Raw genomic sequence first — 16,124 nt, forward strand, 5'->3', positions numbered from 1 at the left:
ATAGCTGAGAGCAGAAAGAGATATGAAGGATTTCAAGGAATTGAAAGTTTGGCAAAGAAGCCATGAATTAGCCCTAAAAGTTTACAGGGCTACAACATTATTCCCAAGGGAAGAGATTTATGGACTGACAAGCCAAATTAGGCGCTCCTGTGTTTCTATATGCGCTAATATTGCAGAAGGCTGCGGGAGAAATGGAGACGCCGAGCTTGCTCGTTTCTTTCAGATAGGAATGGGTTCGGCAAGTGAATTAGAATGTCATTTATTGCTTGCTCGTGATCTGGACTTATTGAACACACCGGAATACGAGCAGCTTACAGGTGAGTTGATCGAAGTGAAACGCATGCTGACATCATTTATTCAGAAGCTGAGGGCTGATAGCTGATGGCTAATACAAGAGGCGTAACGCTGACAGAATTAATAATTGTTATTGCCATAGTCGGCATTCTTGTCGTTGCCCTTGGTTTTTCGTTTCAAGACTGGATAGGAAAGTATAAGGTTGAAGCGCAAACGAAACAGATATACTCTGACCTGATGAACGCAAGGGCCAGGGCAATGCAGTTTAACCGCATATATTATGTGCAGAGTGTAGGAGCTCGTTCTTATAGTCTAATTGAGGATGCAAATGACAACAGCGTTAATGATGACGCAGCCATTGCGGGGTTCCCAAAGCCAAATTTTGAATATGATATAACATGGGGCGTAGTAGCAATGCCCATTACCTTTGACAAGAGAGGCAACATAACAAATACTGGAACTATAAGCATAGCGAGCACTTTCAGCCCGGATTATGACTGCATTTTCATTGAACAAACACGAATAAATATGGGACAGTTGAGCGGAGGAAACTGTGTTGCAAAATAAAGGCGTAACTCTTGTTGAGGTGATGATTGCGCTTGTTGTGCTCCTTATCGTTTTTATGGGGCTTATACAGGCGTCATTGGTGAGCATTGACCAGAACGTGCGGAACGAGGTGAGGGATGAGGCTGTCAGGATAGCGGCAGAGTATATGACAAGGACGAAGGCTACTGCCTTCAGCGCTGTTACAGCAACGGGTATTAACTGTGCTGCAGGTCCAGCGACCTGGACTGCATTTCCGGGAACCCCTACAGTTGCAAGAGACTTCAGGAATATGCCGATAACATACAATATAGGCAGATGTGTCGATGATCTGGATACTGAAAACAAGAGAGTTGGTGTTGTGGTTACATGGCCTTATAAGGGCGAAAATTTTACGCATACGATTTTATCTACTCTGAGGTCTAAATGATAAAGAAACAGGATGGATTTACCTTAGTGGAGCTTATGATAACAATGGTAATCTTTGTGCTTGCCATTGCAGCAGCCTCCAACATATTCACAGCGATATTAACCCAGTTTAAACAGCAGAGCAAGATAGCAGAGACAAATATAGAGGGAGTCGTCGGTTTTGAAACTCTGAGATATGATGTTGAACAGGCAGGATACGGCCTGCCGTGGGATATGAATGGAGCCACATATGCAGCAGAGGCTGTAAATGATGGGATGACTGTTCAGAACGAGACCTTATATAATGACGCCCCCAATGGGATACCGAGGGCTGTTGTAAGTGGGGACAATGTTGGGATGAACGGTTCGGATGTGCTTGTTATTAAGGCGACAAATGCCTCTACTGCTGCTGCTGCGCGGAGATGGACGTATGTTTCAAATTCAGGAGCGGCGAACACATTCAGAACATGGGCTGGAGTCATAGACGAAACTTGGCAAGGCACAGACAGCATAATAGTTATTAAGCCGGTGTTAGGTGACAGGCAAAGAGTTCTGATTAATAATGCAGGCTTTTCTATATTACTTAATGCGCTGCCATCTTTTGGTGCTGGGGGGGCTGCCACTGCCTTTGAACCCTTAGCCGGCACTGATGATACATATATTGTCTATGGTATTGGTGACGCTGTTGCAAGAATGCCGTTTAACAGAACGGACTATTATGTCAGAAGACCTGCAGGGAATGCGATGCCTTCACAATGCGCTCAAAATACTGGGGTTCTCTACAAGGCTACTGTTAACCATGGTGATGGAAATTTAACTGAATTTCCTTTAGTTGACTGTGTGGCTGATTTTCAGGTGGTTTTTCGACTGGATATGGATGAGGATGGTACGATCGGGACATCTGCAAATGCTGACGGAAGTACTGTAAGCAGTTCTGAAGGCGCTAATGTTGCTACTGTTCAGGCTACACTTGCCGATGCAGCATTACTCAGACAACGATTAAAGGAGATAAGAATTTATATTATCGCGCATGAGGGGCAATTGGATGCTACATATACCTCTGCTTCAACGATAACAATGGACGATATAGGAGGCATCGGGGCGTTCAAGGTTTTTGATTTCGCGGCCCTGGGTATAAGCCGGAATTACAGATGGAAGTTATATACACTTGTGGTAACACCGACTAATTTGAGGTAGATATGGAAATTCAAAATTCAAAATTCAAAATTCAAAATTTAAATGAAAAAGGCATTGCCCTTGTGATGGTCTTGGTTCTCTCCGCTATTGCGCTTGCGATGGTATCTGCCTTGCTTTTTATGGTCATTCACGGCACAAGGCTCTCAGGCTATCACAGGTTTTTCAGAACAGCGGAAGAAGCAGGACTTGGCGGCGCTGAAATAGCGGCAGCATTTATTGAAAGTAGAGGGGTGCCGACCGCCAATCTGACGGCTATGGTGTCGACTCAAGGTAGTGCTTGTTTAGCGCAAAAAATGTCCACTACAAGAGGCGGAGTTTGGCCGGCATCCGCAGGCTGGACAAGCTGTGTTGCTGCTAATGACGTCTCAATGGATCCCACGACAAATCCCGATCTTCAATTTGATTTGAGCAACTTCAGGGTTTATACAAAAATCGTTGATACTGTTGAAGGCAATACTGCTTCAGGCGGACTTGTTACAGGGGGCGGCTCATTAGGCGGCTCAGGAGTTGTTTCTGCCTCTTCAGGAATTACCAGTCCTCCCCGTATACCCTATTTATACAGGGTAGAAATTCAGGCGGAGGCTACTGCTAATCCAAGAGAACGTTCAAGGTATTCGGGCTTATATGCCTATTGAGAAAAAAACATGCCGCTAAGAAAATTTTTCTGTTGTGCGGGTTTATTGATATTGCTGTCATGCTCGCCTGAAAAACCGGCTGAATTAAAAACACAAAAGCCTCAAGAGGCAGCGGCAAAAGGCGTTTCAGGCGAAGCCGAAACTCACGCCATAGTCAGCGATTCCAGTTACTCATTGAGTATAACCCCTGCGCAGGCTTATCGCGGTTCAACTTTAAGCCTTATCCCGATTGGCTTTAACCTCTCTGACGCAAAAATAGAATGGCTGGTGAATGGAAACCCTGTTATTAGCGAGTTCCCCTCTCAATTTAAAGCGGCAGAGACAAAAAAAGGGGATACGGTTCAGGCAAAGGCAATGCTTAAGGACAGAGAGATTTTATCCGGCATTGTAAAAGTGAAAAATACTCTCCCTGTGATTAGCAAGGTAAAAATTATGCCGGAAACCTTTAAAGCAGGAGATACACTGTATGTTGATGTTACTGGAAGCGATATAGACGGCGATGAGGTGGCTATTCTTTATGAATGGACTAAGAATGGAGAACCGGCAGGCAAAGAGAAGCAGATAGGCGTTCCTATTAAAAGGGGTGATAAAATCTCAGTTAAGATAACTCCGTTTGACGGAGAAGGTTATGGGAAGCCTTTTATCTTGAACAGTGAGATACGTAATCTACCGCCTGTGATTATAGAAGATAAAAACTCATTAAAGCCCCATTTTGACGGAAATAATTTTTCTTATCAGGTTAAGGCGATAGATCCTGACAATGACACTCTTACTTATTCTCTTAAGACTGCACCTTCAGGCATGACTATTGAGAAAACAACAGGCTTGATTCAGTGGACTGTCCCGCAGGATTTCAAAGGGAAGGTATCTGTTACGTTTATCGTAAATGACGGCCACGGCGGAGAGGCGCTTCAGAGTTTTGCTTTTGAGCTGACTACAACAAGATAAAAGAGACTGATAGCTTTAACGTCCTCCGGCTTCTTTTAACAGCATTTCCTGCTCCTGATCAAGACTGCTCATTTCATCATTGAACTTTTTAATCTTAGTTTCAAGTTCCGAGAGCTGTTTCTCAAGCTCCCTTTTTTCACGGATTGCTAACACCCGCCCTTTTTTCTTAATATCTTCATCAAGCTTCTTTCTTTCTTCAGAAAGCTTTTCTCCTTCGGCTTTCATCTCTTCCTTCTTTTTCGCTATTTCTTTTAGCCTATTCACAGTCTCCTGCCCCTGCGGCTGTGAGCTTTTTTCCACTGCCGGTTTTTCAGGAGTATCTTTAGTTGTCTCAGGAGCGGAGCTTTCCTCCGCCGGTCTTGGCGCTTTAGTTTCTTTGATGTCTTTTATGATGTCCTTGTCAAGCTCTATCTCTCCGCCTTCCCTATAGAACTTTATCTTGCTGCCCATGTCCTTATAGTCATCTACAACAAACTCCCTGCCGTTTTTGAGGATGATTTTATAATCAGCAAAAGAGGGGGTGTAAATAAGCATGAATAAAGAAAACAGGACAATAAAGTATATAGCCTTTTTCATGTGAAAATACCCCAAATCCGTCACTCCCGCTTGTCGGGAGTCCTTCCGAAAGAAAGATTCCGGACAAGCCGGAATGACAAGATTACAGACGACATGGGACATTAGATTTGCAGTTCTCAATAACACCAGCTTATGCCGGTTCTTTTTTGAGTTCAAAGGTTTCAACATCTTTTTCTGTATATTCCTTGACCGTTGGCTTCAGTATCTTTTCTATTGGATAATCTCCGGGGTTGAGGATTTCAATGCCTATCAGATTGCCTTTCTCATCCAGATCAATGTTCAGGTTCTCATTAATTTCAAGAGTTCTTTCCCGCTCTTTTTCCTGAACCCTGATATAAAGAGCCTTCGCATAATGGTCATATTCTATTTTCATGCCACCTCCTACTGGTTGCGGTCAATAATAGTTATAATCTCGTAACCTGCCAACCCGCGTCTAAAAACTATTTTTAATAGTTTATTCCCCGATGCCTTTATTGCAATCTCTTTCCCGTCAGCCTGAATATAATAACTGTCAGGATTTTCAATGCACTCTATAATTTCAAAAACGGTTGCCTGTATCTTTCTATTGCGATTTTTAGCATGTCTTGTGAACTTTAACCCCATTTGCTATATCTTAACAGAAAGTTTTTACTTTTGCGTAGCTGGTTTTCCACTTATGCTTTTCTTTTTTGCCGAGTCTATAAGCTCTATAAGTTTATCAGCCTGTAAAGAACCTGTGAGTACAGAGCCGTCAGGCAGGATTGACGTCGGCGTGCCTGAGATGCCGAGGCGTGCCGCAAGTTTGATATTTTTGTCAATCACATCTGTTTCACAGGCAGTTTTCGGTATGGATTTTTTCTCAAAATTATCCTCAAGAAGTTTCAGTGATTTTTCGCATGTTATGCTTTTTGATTTCCAGTAGGCATCAGGATGGAGTTTTGTCAGAGGGAACAGTTTGATGTAAAAGGCGATGTCTTTTCTTTTTTCAACAACTTTTTTGATTTCTTCGTGAAGCTTGCCGCAGAACGGGCAGTCAGGGTCTGTAAAGACAATCACCTTGTTTGCCGCTTTTTTATCGCCTAAAATTAAAGCGTCTTTAAGCGGGATGAGCGAGCGGTTAATCCGCCTTTCTTTGTTAAGAGCATCGAGCCGTTCTTTCGTCTTGTCAATTGCCGCATTTACTTCGATGATGCTGCCGTTTATCAAATACTTCTTTGAAAAGTCCACATAAAACAGCCCGCGCTGGCCCTTATTGTCTATGGAAACTTCCCACAGCCCTCTCGCAGGGCTCATCTGCACCTTTAATATCTTTGCGTCGGGCGCATTGATCTTTGCGAGGATATTGCGGACTTCATCCGTGCTGATGGTGTGGCATTTCGTACAGTCTGTATCGCACGAGCCTGAGGCGTGAACAGGGCTGAAAGCTGATAGATGAAAACTGACAGCTAAAATGAGCAATAATAAAATACGCATAGATAATTATAATACATTTAACATGAAAAATGCATTTAATCAGGGAGGCTGCGTCTGTCTTGAGGCAAGATTCACGGGCCTGTTTTAGAGCAGCAGAGCAGCAGCCCAGCAGAGCAGCAGTTTTCAAAACCTACTGCTCTATTGCGCTACTGAGCTACTGAGCTATTGCTCTAATTATGATATGATAAATCTCCATGGATAAATTAATCATAAAAGGCGGGAAGACCCTTAAAGGCGAGGTTGAGATAAGCGGCGCAAAGAATGCGGCATTGCCTGTTATCGCAGCCACCCTCCTTGCGCCAGGAGAGCACACAATAAGCCGGGTCCCTGACCTCAGGGATATAAAGACAATGGGCAGGCTGCTTGAGAACATGGGCGCGGAGTTTCATTACGAGCCGCATAAAGCAGTCATTGCCGCTGACAAGATAAAGAATCTTGAAGCGCCATACGAGCTTGTTAAGGAAATGAGAGCATCCGTGCTTGTGCTGGGGCCCATGCTGGCAAGGTTTGGCCGCGCAAAGGTCTCTCTGCCCGGAGGCTGTGCGATAGGCGCAAGGCCGATAAACCTTCATCTTATGGGACTTGAAAAGATGGGGGCAAAAATAGAACTTGAATCAGGTTATGTTATGGCATCGGCAAAAAGGCTGAAGGGCGCTGTAATATATTTTGACATATCAACTGTAACAGGGACTGAAAACCTTATGATGGCTGCGTCTCTTGCGAAAGGCGTGACAGTTCTTGAAAATGCAGCAAGAGAGCCTGAAGTTGTAGACCTTGCAAATGCGCTGACAGCAATGGGCGCAAAGATTAACGGCGCAGGAGAGAGCATTATAGAGATAGAAGGCGTAGATGAACTCAGGCCTCTTACCCATAAAGTAATCCCTGACAGGATTGAGACCGGGACATTTATGGCCATAGCAGGGATAACAGGCGGGGATATCACGATACGGGGATGCATGCCGGAACACGTACATGCTTTTTTGATAAAGCTTAAGGCAGCAGGGCTGAAGGTCGAAGAAACAGCGGATGGAGTGCGGGCAGTTGGCACTGCAAGGTCGAAGGCAGTTGATATAGAGACAGCGCCTTATCCCGGATTCCCAACAGATATGCAGGCGCAGTTTATGGCATTAATGAGCACAGCGCAGGGCACAAGCATAATCACAGAGACAATCTTTGAAAACAGGTTCATGCATGTTGCCGAACTCAGGAGAATGGGAGCCGACATAAGTTTTAAAGGAAGCATGGCAACTGTGAGGGGAGTAAGGAAATTAAAAGGAGCGAATGTGATGGCTACAGACCTCAGGGCCAGCGCCTCGCTTGTTGTTGCCGCGCTCGGAGCAGAAGGAGAAACCACTATCCACCGTGTCTACCACCTGGACAGGGGATATGAAAAGATAGAAGAAAAACTTACCATTCTTGGTGTGGATGTCAGAAGGGTCTATGACTCGTAGAGGAAAGTCTATGACTCGTTGAGTCATAGACTTATTGAGAGACAAGCCTTCTTACCTCTCTCCCGTAAGCCTGATCCTTTTAAGGGCTTTTTTACGCGCAGCAATAGCCTTCTTTTTCTTTTTTACGCTTGGCTTTTCGTAATGCTCTCTCTTCTTTATTTCCGAGAGAATTCCTTCACGCTCACACTGCTTTTTAAACTTCCTGAGAGCATTCTCAAAAGAATCACTCTCACGCACCTTCACAGAGGGCATTTATAATCCCCCCCTTCTCATAAATTTTATACTTTAACTAATCCTATATAAAGCAGGATACTTTACCAATTAAATCGTAGTCATGTCAAGGAATCGGAAATGCGCCTTTACCCCATTAAAAAGCAGGGGAAACCCTATCCTTTCCTTTCTAATGGGTTTACACTGCAAATATTTTTGTGGTAAACTTCAAAATCTTCATTTTAAAACCTCAAATCGTATGCCAGAAAAATATGTCATAGGGATAGATATCGGCGGGACAAATCTAAGGGCTGCTTTAATATCCGGCAGAGGAGAAGTAATCAGGAAGATAAAAGAGCCCTCAAGAGTTAATGTGGCGGAGTCTCTTCAAAAGGCTGTTGAAAGCCTGTTTTCAGATGACGTCAGGGGAATAGGCATTGGAGTGGCAGGGCTTGTGGACAGAAAGGAAGGGGTTGTCCTGTGCTCACCCAATCTTCATGGCATTGAAGGGGTTAAGTTTAAAGAGTCTCTGGGTAAACAATTCCCGGTTCCGGTGCTGGTTGAAAATGACGCCAATGCCGCGGCATTCGGAGAAAAATGGATAGGAGCAGGCAAAGAGTTTAATTCTTTTGTTCTTCTTACGCTCGGCACAGGCATTGGAAGCGGTATAATTTACAAAGGGATGCTCGCTGACTGCGCCGCTGAGATAGGGCATATGAGCATTAATGCGGATGGGGAGAAATGCCCTTGCGGTAATTACGGCTGCCTTGAATTGTATGCGGCGGCAAACGCAATACATGCAAAAGTGGTTTCTGCCCTCGAAAAGGGCAGTGAAAGCCTATTGAGAGAATGCGGCAACGGCAATATTTATAAGATTACGGCAGAGGATATTTACAAACATGCGATTGAAGGAGACAATCTTGCGAGAGAAGCGCTCAAGGAGGCAGGAAGGTATCTTGGAATCGGGTTTGCGAATATAATAAACATAATAAGCCCTGAGGCTATAATCCTCACGGGAGGACTTATCGGAGCATGGAACATCTATGTGCAGGAGGCTGTTAAGGAAGCGTCAAGAAGGGCCTTTAAGGCTCTTCTTGATAAAGTCAAAATCATCCCCTCTTTATTGGGAGATGATGCAGGGATGATAGGCGCGGCAGGGCTTGTATTTTCTGCGCAGTCAGGCATAGAGAAGAAAATAAGGTAATATAATAGTTACACAGTGAATGAGGAGAAACGCTGAATGACAAACAAAAAGCAGATAATATGGGAGTATGCAAAGGCGATAATCACCGCGCTTATACTGGCTATGCTGATAAGGACCTTCATTATACAGGCATTCAAGATTCCGTCAGGCTCGATGATTCCCACACTGCTTGTAGGCGACCATATTCTTGTGAACAAATTTCTTTACGGCACAAAAATTCCCTTCTCGGACAAGAGGGTTCTTATGTTCAAGAAACCCGAGAGAGGGGATATAATAGTTTTTAAATACCCGGAGAATCCCTCTAAGGATTTCATAAAAAGAGTGGTGGCGGCAGAAGGCGATGTAATAGAATCAAAAAACAAAATGATACATGTTAACGGGAACAAGGTAAATGAGCCGTATGCACAGCATACAGACAGTTCTATGCGGCCGATGGGGATTGAGCCGAGGGATAATTTCGGGCCCGTTATAGTTCCCAAGAATAAGTATTTTGTAATGGGAGACAACCGTGACCAGAGCTATGACAGCCGCTACTGGGGATATGTGGATATAAAGGACGTAAAAGGAAAGGCGCTTATTCTTTACTGGTCCTGGGACTCTGAAAAAAGCTGGGCGAGATTCGGAAGGATTGGGAGTCTGATACATTGAAAAAGGCACAAATGCTGAACAACGAGAAAGGATTTTTCAAGTTTGTTTTTGTCATTGGACTTATCGCGTTTCTCATGTACGCAGGTTTTCAGCTTGGAATGCCTTTTTACAGGTATACATCGTTCAAAACAGATGCAGCGGAGATTGCAAGGGTTAGTGTCAGCGGAGATATTGAAAGGACAAGGGCGCAGGTTTTTGAGCGGGCACAGGAATTAAATATCCCAATCAAAGAGAAGGATATAGAAGTTATGAAGACAACCCTGGGCATGAGGGTGAAAACAGCGTGGTCAGAGGAAGTGGATATATTAGGAATATATCAGAAAACCTTTGACTTTAAAATTGACGTAGAGGAGTGATTTGTTTACAGGCCTTATAATTGAAATGGGGGAGATAACATCCGTTAAGATGCGCAGCGGAGGCGCAGTCCTTTCACTCAAGGCCCGGGAGGCGGCATCTTCCGCAAAACTTGGAGACAGCATTTCCGTGAACGGTGTGTGCCTTACTGTCATAGAGAAAAACTCCGGCCTGCTTTCTTTTGACCTCTCTGACGAAACTCTTAGCAGCACAAATCTGGGCAGACTTAAAAGAGGAGACAGGGTTAACCTTGAGGCGTCATTGAGCCCTGATTCAAAGATCGGAGGCCATTTTGTGACAGGACATGTTGATGCAGCCGGGACTATGCGTTCAAAGGTAACCATTGGCGATATGCTTAAAGTTGAAATCGGAGCTCCGGCAAAGGTAATGAATTTTATTGTAGAGAAAGGCTCGGTTGCTGTTGACGGGATAAGCCTTACAATTGTTGATGTGTTAAATGACGGTTTTACAGTTGTTATCATCCCGCATACGGCAAAGCTCACTACAATCGGATTCAAGAGTACAGGCGATACCGTAAACATCGAGGCGGATATTTTAGGGAAATATGTAGCGAAGTTTTTGAATAAAGCTGGGGGAAAGGATTCAGGGCTTATGAATACATTGATGAGTGAGGGATATATAAAATAAAGTTAGAAGTTAAGAATTAAAAGTTAAAATTGAGGGAAAATGGAAAAATATAAATTCAACACCATAGACGAGGCAATTGACGACATTGCAAAAGGCAGGATGGTTATCCTTGTAGATGATGAAGACCGTGAAAATGAAGGCGACCTCTGCATGGCAGCAGAGAAGGTGACTTCTGATGCAATTAATTTCATGGCGAAACACGGCAGGGGACTTATATGTCTTTCACTTACGCCTGAGCGCGTGGGAGAACTGAAACTACAGATGATGACAGATGACAACACCTCTCCCTTCGGCACTGCATTCACAGTTTCAATAGAGGCTAAAAGAGGGGTTACAACAGGCATCTCTGCTTCTGACAGGGCAACTACAATACTCACAGCAATAAATCCAAATACGAAGCCTGAAGATATTTCAAAGCCGGGACATGTATTCCCTTTGCGGGCAAAGCGTGGCGGAGTTCTCCAGAGAGCCGGCCAGACAGAGGGTTCTGTGGACCTTGTAAGGCTTGCAGGGCTTTACCCTGCAGGCGTTATCTGCGAGATTATGAATGATGACGGCACAATGGCAAGGGTGCCCCAGCTTGCGGAATTCGCAAAGAAACACAGCATGAAAATAGTTACAGTAAAAGACCTCATCAAATACAGGATGAGGGCTGAGCTTTTCGTAAGGCGTATAGCAGTGACAAAGCTGCCGACTGAATTCGGCGGAGATTTTACGGCTGTTGCCTACGCCAATGATATGGACAGCAATGTTCATATTGCTCTTGTCAAAGGCGAGATAAAGCACGAAGACGAGGTGCTTGTGAGGGTGCATTCTGAATGTCTTACAGGCGATGTGTTTGGTTCAAAGAGGTGCGACTGCGGAGAGCAGCTCCACAAAGCTATGGAACTCATAAAAAAAGAAGGGAAAGGCGTTGTCTTATATATGAGGCAGGAAGGAAGGGGTATCGGGCTCGTTAATAAATTAAAATCATATGAGCTTCAGGATAAGGGACTGGATACAGTTGAGGCGAATATAAAACTTGGATTTAAACCCGACCTCAGGGACTACGGCATAGGCGCTCAGATACTTGTTGACCTTGGGGTAAGAAAGATGAGGCTGATGACAAACAACCCGAAGAAGATTATCGGACTTGAAGGATACGGGCTAAAGGTAGTGGAGAGAGTTCCTGTAGAGACCAAGCCGCACGATAAAAATATCATTTATCTAAAGACAAAGAAAAAGAAATTAGGGCACATGCTTGACAGCGTGTAAGAGATAGCAACGAGTCTGTAGAAAAAGTCCAAAATCAAACATCTGTTCTATTGCCTCAACGGTTGAAATCAGCGGCGCAGGGAAACGGAGCCAGCAAGAGTGATTTGTTATGCCATCATCAGATATCAAAAATAATATCCGCCTCCCAGACATCTCCTGTCTTCTCTACCTTCAGTCTATGATATGTCGCTGCCTTTATCAATAACTTTCTCTCATGCCTTTCAGTATCAAATTCCTCTCCTCTTATCTCTGCCTTTAAAGCTGAAGGCTGACTGCTGAGTGCTTTTATGCTTATATCCTTCCCGATAAAATTATATGCGTCAAAATGAAATATGAGTTCATTCAGCCATGAAACAAGAAGCCCTTCAAGGGAATTGCTCTCTACAGAAATGCTTATTGTTTTTTCTTCCTTAACACCCTCAAGGTTAGTTATCAAACTGTACATGCCGAGAGCGGAGTTCTTAAAAACCTCTTCAATGCTTTTGCCAAAAGCCCTTATCCCGACATCGCCTGATATGTCTATTATCTCAAATTGCTTCACAGCACATCCGCCAGTTTTGCAAATTCCTCAATGCTCAAAGTGCCGGGCCTTCTCTGCGGATCTATCCCTGCATGGACAATCTTATCCTTTATATCCGCTGACAACGATTTGAGCGAATTTGCAAGCGTCTTTCTCCTTTGTGTAAAAGCGGTCTTGACCACTCTGAAGAAAAACTTTTCATCCTTAACGCTAACGAGAGGCGATTTTCTGATTTCCAGATGAACGACGGCAGAATCAACCTTTGGCACAGGCCTGAACGCACCTTTAGGAATCATAAACTTTAATTCAGGAATAGCATAATACTGAAGCATGATAGAAAGAACGCCGTAGTCTTTAATGCCGGGTTGGGCCGCGATTCTCTTTGCAACCTCTTTCTGAACAGTGAGCGTCATGGATATTAGATTCCCCCGGCTCTCAATAAGCCTGAATATTATCGGAGTAGTGATGTAATAAGGGATATTTGCAACTACCTTGAATTCAGGAAGGCCTTCATAGGGATATCTGAGCGCATTCCCGCAGTCAAGCTCAACATTCCCGTACTCGTTAAATTCGGTCTTGAGTTTCTCGCAGAGTTCCCTGTCAAGTTCTATCGCTATAACTTTTTTTGCCTTCTCTGCAAGCAGCGCTGTAAGACTGCCGTGGCCGGCCCCTATCTCAACAACTGTATCTCCGGAAGATATTTCTGCCGCCTCTACAATCTTCCTGAGTATGGATGGATCATAAAGAAAATTCTGGCCGAGATGTTTTTTAGGTTTCATAATTTAATTATACCAGAAGAATTTTGGGGGCTTACCTCACATAAACCCCGTAAATACTGTAGATGAAATGTCCTTTGACGGTGAGTTCTTCCTCTTTCCAGTCCTCAGGCAACGGCCAGTAAGGCGCGGCATCTTTAAGCGCCTTCATCGCTGCTTCATCAAGGTTTCTGTGTCCTGAGGTCCTGACGAGTTCCACCTTGCTTAGGCTCCCGTTCTTTTTAATCGTAAAGCTGAGATAGAGGTCTCCGTAAATCCCCCTCATTGCCGCAGCAGAGGGATACTGCCATATGCCTTCAATCTTATCTTTAAGCCTCATCATGTAGGCGTCATATTTAAATCCCTTAACATCAAATGAGATACTGCTTTTCTCTTTCTTATCCTCTGTCTTCTTTGCGATCTTCTGTCCTGCCTCCTTTGCGCTCTGTCCTACCGAGAAACCCTTGCCCTTATTCGTCTCTATATCTTCTCTTTTGCCGGGGAATTGCAAGCCTGAGCCCGAAGGCATTCCTGATTGCGAACTTTTCAAATCCTCTGACCCATTGCTCATTGAGCCTGACGGCGCTGTCGTATGTGCAGGGGATTCCTGACTCTTAGCGCTCTGCGGACTCTTTGAAGCGCTGGATTTAGCAGAAGGAACAGAAGGCTTCTTCGAGGAGCGCGGCAAGGATGCGGACTTCCGCGAAGGGACAGGTAGCGGCGCTGCTTTTTCCCCGCCTCCCGGTATATCCTCTGCGGTAACAAGCCTCGCAAAGAATGGCTTGCCCTTTTGTTCTTTAGCAACTGGCGCAATAAAAAGAAGAGACATTGCAAGCAGGTGAATTATCAGAGAGTACGATATGAATCTTTTCTGTATCAATTTAAAACTTTTCTGAAAAAGTTTGCAAAAGAGATTAGCTTCCTTCCATCAGAAGACTTTTCAAGCCAGAGCCTCATCGTAGCTGCCTGAATCTCCTGTCTTCTGTAGAGGGAAACAAGTTTCTCGGCAGAATTGTCATCTCTCAGAAAATAATTGCAGAGCTTTCTCATGATCATAAACCTGCTGTTAAACCTCTTGCGCCACAGTTTCTTATAATCAGAGGGTTTTCCCGCTATTATTGCCATCGCTGCAAACTCACCAGCCTTCATCGCATAGTATATACCCTCATAGGTCAGCGGCATTACCTGCCCTGCCGCATCTCCAATGAAGAGTATATTATCTTTATTATATAACTCTCCGCTCCATAATGGCACCTTGTACATCCTTGTTGCAGTATAATCAGCGCCCATACCCCTTCTTCCAAAGAATGCCCTGAGCATGCCTTTCAACTCTCCGGGGTCAGAACTGCCGGTGCCTGCTGATATGCCTTCAGCCTCAGGAAAGATCCATGAATATGACTTGCGGGCATGTGATGCGCCAAACCAGAACTCACACATATCGGCATTGTCCTTTTTTATCTTCGTGGTGAGCGTATAGACAGCAGCAGGCAGCTTCAACCCGAGCACAAGCCTTACCCTTGAATTCACGCCGTCAGCGGCTATAAGGTAGTCAGTTCTTATTTGCTCTTCCTTGCCGTTAATATTTACCCTCGCAGTTATCTGCGTACCCGTCTCCTCAAAATGACTGAACCCGGCTTCGATTAACTGTGCCCCTTTAACTTTTGCATCCTCCCTCAATAGAGAATCAAATTCGCCCCTTTTGACTATGGCAATAAAACCGCCCTCAAGCCTGATATCAACAGCGTTATTCAGAGGAGACACCAACTTTATATTTTTGACGTCTTTTTTGATAATATTTCTGGGTATGCCTAATTCATCAAAGGCAGTATCAGGAATTCCGCCGCCGCAGGGTTTGACGAAAGAAAAATTCCTTTCAAGCAGGATTGTGTCTATTCCTTCTTTTGCAAGGAAACGGGCTGCTGTTGAACCCGCAGGCCCACCGCCTATTACAAGAACCTTAGTCCTGAACATAATTTATTATACAGCGGAATTAGGGTTTGGGGGGTTAGGAATTAGTAAAAGAGGACTTAACCAACCCCTAATCCCAAATCCCCGACAACCCTTTCAGAATCCGGGCGGAAATGGGCAGTGAATCCTCGCCCTTTTTATCCCTGAAGAGCCGCTAAGGAAATATGCGGCTATCTTAAAAAAGAATTCTCCGACAGAGCCCGATATTGTGCAGTCCCTGTTTTCACCCCAGTTAAGGGTTTTTTCATTGTTGTTTATAGCAACTATCAGATATACCTGCCCATCTTTCATCTCTTTGATGTCTTCGTCGCTTGGTATAGGCAGCCCCTTTGTCACACCGAACTGAGTATGAGAATGGAAGTCGCCTATGATCTGAAGCCTGTCAAATTTCTCTAATATAGGTTCTATCTTCTTATGATTCTTGTGCTGGAAGGTAACCCCCTTATGCTTCCTTCTTGCAGTCTGAAAACTGAATGCATGTTCAATTATAAATCTGCCTTCAGGTTTATAACCCAGAAGAAAGCCCAGGCTCTCGCGCTTATATACCTCTGCAGAGCTTAATAAAAGGTCTATAAACGCAGTCTCGGATAAATAGACCCTCACTTCCTGACCTCATGATCAGGCAATCTTACGCTGAGCACAGGACACGGCGCGTCTCTTACCACCTTTTCCGCGGTGCTTCCGAAGATAACCCTGTCAAGCCCTTTCCTGCCATGCGTGCCTATAATTATAAGGTCCGCCTTATTCTCTCCGGCAAATTTTAAAATCTCAGCGTATGGCCTCCCCTTTACAACAATACGTTCAAGGTCCTTTATCCCTCTGAGTTCTTCAACGCCATACCTGTCCATCTCTTTTGCCGCATTTTTCTCAATATCCCTGTACAGTTCGTCCAGCGATATATGGGGAACATACCACCCCGTTGCATCGGCCAGGTCCTGTATCACATGAAGCAGATAAAGTTTTGCGCCATAATGCTTTGCCATATCAGCCGCATAAGGCAGGGCATTATCCGAGCCCTCTGAAAAGTCCGTAGGAAAAAGAATCTTCTTAACGTTCATA

General features: G+C 44.5%; 23 protein-coding genes. 12 read left to right on the forward strand and 11 right to left on the reverse strand.

Annotation, left to right across the window (positions count from 1 at the left end; all coding sequences use genetic code 11):
• The first annotated feature begins 22 nt into the window (after nucleotides 1–22).
• The 6 genes from HY035_08825 to HY035_08850 are packed head-to-tail and all read left to right on the forward strand — an operon-like array spanning nucleotide 23 to nucleotide 4,025.
• Nucleotides 23–382 carry a four helix bundle protein gene (locus HY035_08825; protein MBI3378482.1) on the forward strand — a complete coding sequence of 120 codons (360 nt, stop codon included), beginning with the start codon at nucleotides 23–25 and terminating at the stop codon, nucleotides 380–382.
• On the forward strand, nucleotides 382–861 hold the full coding sequence (locus tag HY035_08830; GenBank protein MBI3378483.1) for a GspH/FimT family pseudopilin: 480 nt from the start codon (nucleotides 382–384) through the stop codon (nucleotides 859–861). The genes HY035_08825 and HY035_08830 overlap by 1 nt, the downstream gene beginning before the upstream one ends.
• Nucleotides 848–1,267, forward strand: a complete 420-nt coding sequence (locus HY035_08835; protein MBI3378484.1) for a prepilin-type N-terminal cleavage/methylation domain-containing protein — start codon at nucleotides 848–850, stop codon at nucleotides 1,265–1,267. The genes HY035_08830 and HY035_08835 overlap by 14 nt, the downstream gene beginning before the upstream one ends.
• Nucleotides 1,264–2,442 (forward strand): prepilin-type N-terminal cleavage/methylation domain-containing protein, encoded by a 1,179-nt coding sequence (locus HY035_08840; protein MBI3378485.1) that lies wholly within the window; start codon nucleotides 1,264–1,266, stop codon nucleotides 2,440–2,442. The genes HY035_08835 and HY035_08840 overlap by 4 nt, the downstream gene beginning before the upstream one ends.
• A gap of 2 nt (nucleotides 2,443–2,444) precedes the next feature.
• A complete protein-coding gene (locus HY035_08845) occupies nucleotides 2,445–3,077 on the forward strand; it encodes a hypothetical protein (GenBank protein ID MBI3378486.1) in 633 nt (210 codons plus the stop codon).
• Between the two features lie 9 nt (nucleotides 3,078–3,086).
• Complete coding sequence (locus tag HY035_08850; GenBank protein ID MBI3378487.1) at nucleotides 3,087–4,025, forward strand: Ig-like domain-containing protein; 939 nt, start codon at nucleotides 3,087–3,089, stop codon at nucleotides 4,023–4,025.
• 15 nt (nucleotides 4,026–4,040) lie between these two features.
• Here the strand turns inward: HY035_08850 and HY035_08855 are convergent, their stop codons facing one another.
• The 4 genes from HY035_08855 to HY035_08870 form a co-directional block, all read right to left on the reverse strand.
• The gene (locus HY035_08855; protein ID MBI3378488.1) at nucleotides 4,041–4,601 is read right to left on the reverse strand and encodes a hypothetical protein; all 561 of its coding nucleotides are present in this window, start codon (nucleotides 4,599–4,601) and stop codon (nucleotides 4,041–4,043) included.
• Nucleotides 4,602–4,731: 130 nt separating this feature from the next.
• Nucleotides 4,732–4,974 carry a DUF2283 domain-containing protein gene (locus HY035_08860; GenBank protein ID MBI3378489.1) on the reverse strand — a complete coding sequence of 81 codons (243 nt, stop codon included), beginning with the start codon at nucleotides 4,972–4,974 and terminating at the stop codon, nucleotides 4,732–4,734.
• An 8-nt stretch (nucleotides 4,975–4,982) separates the two neighbouring features.
• Entirely contained in the window at nucleotides 4,983–5,204 is a 222-nt protein-coding gene (locus tag HY035_08865; protein MBI3378490.1) for a hypothetical protein, read from the reverse strand.
• A gap of 24 nt (nucleotides 5,205–5,228) precedes the next feature.
• Nucleotides 5,229–6,053, reverse strand: coding sequence for a DsbC family protein (locus HY035_08870; GenBank protein ID MBI3378491.1), 825 nt, complete (start codon nucleotides 6,051–6,053; stop codon nucleotides 5,229–5,231).
• 194 nt (nucleotides 6,054–6,247) lie between these two features.
• Here HY035_08870 and murA point away from each other — a divergent pair, with 194 nt between their 5' ends.
• Nucleotides 6,248–7,504: a UDP-N-acetylglucosamine 1-carboxyvinyltransferase gene (murA, locus tag HY035_08875; protein MBI3378492.1), complete on the forward strand. Its 1,257-nt coding sequence runs from the start codon at nucleotides 6,248–6,250 to the stop codon at nucleotides 7,502–7,504.
• Between the two features lie 51 nt (nucleotides 7,505–7,555).
• Here the strand turns inward: murA and HY035_08880 are convergent, their stop codons facing one another.
• Nucleotides 7,556–7,756, reverse strand: a complete 201-nt coding sequence (locus HY035_08880; protein ID MBI3378493.1) for a 30S ribosomal protein S21 — start codon at nucleotides 7,754–7,756, stop codon at nucleotides 7,556–7,558.
• Nucleotides 7,757–7,973: 217 nt separating this feature from the next.
• Here HY035_08880 and HY035_08885 point away from each other — a divergent pair, with 217 nt between their 5' ends.
• From HY035_08885 to HY035_08905, 5 genes are read left to right on the forward strand one after another with little or no spacing between them, the layout of a single operon-like run.
• Nucleotides 7,974–8,918, forward strand: a complete 945-nt coding sequence (locus tag HY035_08885; protein MBI3378494.1) for an ROK family protein — start codon at nucleotides 7,974–7,976, stop codon at nucleotides 8,916–8,918.
• 36 nt (nucleotides 8,919–8,954) lie between these two features.
• Nucleotides 8,955–9,566: a signal peptidase I gene (gene lepB, locus HY035_08890; protein ID MBI3378495.1), complete on the forward strand. Its 612-nt coding sequence runs from the start codon at nucleotides 8,955–8,957 to the stop codon at nucleotides 9,564–9,566.
• On the forward strand, nucleotides 9,563–9,922 hold the full coding sequence (locus HY035_08895) for a hypothetical protein (protein MBI3378496.1): 360 nt from the start codon (nucleotides 9,563–9,565) through the stop codon (nucleotides 9,920–9,922). Before lepB ends, HY035_08895 begins: the two co-directional genes overlap by 4 nt.
• Nucleotide 9,923: 1 nt before the next feature.
• Nucleotides 9,924–10,568, forward strand: coding sequence for a riboflavin synthase (locus HY035_08900; GenBank protein MBI3378497.1), 645 nt, complete (start codon nucleotides 9,924–9,926; stop codon nucleotides 10,566–10,568).
• Nucleotides 10,569–10,607: 39 nt separating this feature from the next.
• Nucleotides 10,608–11,822, forward strand: coding sequence for a bifunctional 3,4-dihydroxy-2-butanone-4-phosphate synthase/GTP cyclohydrolase II (locus HY035_08905; protein ID MBI3378498.1), 1,215 nt, complete (start codon nucleotides 10,608–10,610; stop codon nucleotides 11,820–11,822).
• Nucleotides 11,823–11,940: 118 nt separating this feature from the next.
• On the opposite strand, the gene HY035_08910 is transcribed toward HY035_08905, so the two are convergent.
• The 6 genes from HY035_08910 to HY035_08935 form a co-directional block, all read right to left on the reverse strand.
• Nucleotides 11,941–12,363: an archease gene (locus tag HY035_08910; GenBank protein ID MBI3378499.1), complete on the reverse strand. Its 423-nt coding sequence runs from the start codon at nucleotides 12,361–12,363 to the stop codon at nucleotides 11,941–11,943.
• Entirely contained in the window at nucleotides 12,360–13,121 is a 762-nt protein-coding gene (gene rsmA, locus HY035_08915; protein ID MBI3378500.1) for a ribosomal RNA small subunit methyltransferase A, read from the reverse strand. Before rsmA ends, HY035_08910 begins: the two co-directional genes overlap by 4 nt.
• 31 nt (nucleotides 13,122–13,152) lie before the next feature.
• Nucleotides 13,153–13,977, reverse strand: a complete 825-nt coding sequence (locus HY035_08920) for an energy transducer TonB (protein ID MBI3378501.1) — start codon at nucleotides 13,975–13,977, stop codon at nucleotides 13,153–13,155.
• Complete coding sequence (locus HY035_08925; GenBank protein ID MBI3378502.1) at nucleotides 13,974–15,068, reverse strand: geranylgeranyl reductase family protein; 1,095 nt, start codon at nucleotides 15,066–15,068, stop codon at nucleotides 13,974–13,976. The genes HY035_08920 and HY035_08925 overlap by 4 nt, the downstream gene beginning before the upstream one ends.
• A gap of 93 nt (nucleotides 15,069–15,161) precedes the next feature.
• A complete protein-coding gene (locus HY035_08930; protein ID MBI3378503.1) occupies nucleotides 15,162–15,668 on the reverse strand; it encodes a Mov34/MPN/PAD-1 family protein in 507 nt (168 codons plus the stop codon).
• Nucleotides 15,665–16,123: a universal stress protein gene (locus HY035_08935; GenBank protein MBI3378504.1), complete on the reverse strand. Its 459-nt coding sequence runs from the start codon at nucleotides 16,121–16,123 to the stop codon at nucleotides 15,665–15,667. The genes HY035_08930 and HY035_08935 overlap by 4 nt, the downstream gene beginning before the upstream one ends.
• Nucleotide 16,124 lies beyond the last annotated feature (1 nt).

This window comes from Nitrospirota bacterium (assembly GCA_016195565.1).
Taxonomy (GTDB): Bacteria; Nitrospirota; Thermodesulfovibrionia; order Thermodesulfovibrionales; family UBA1546; genus UBA1546.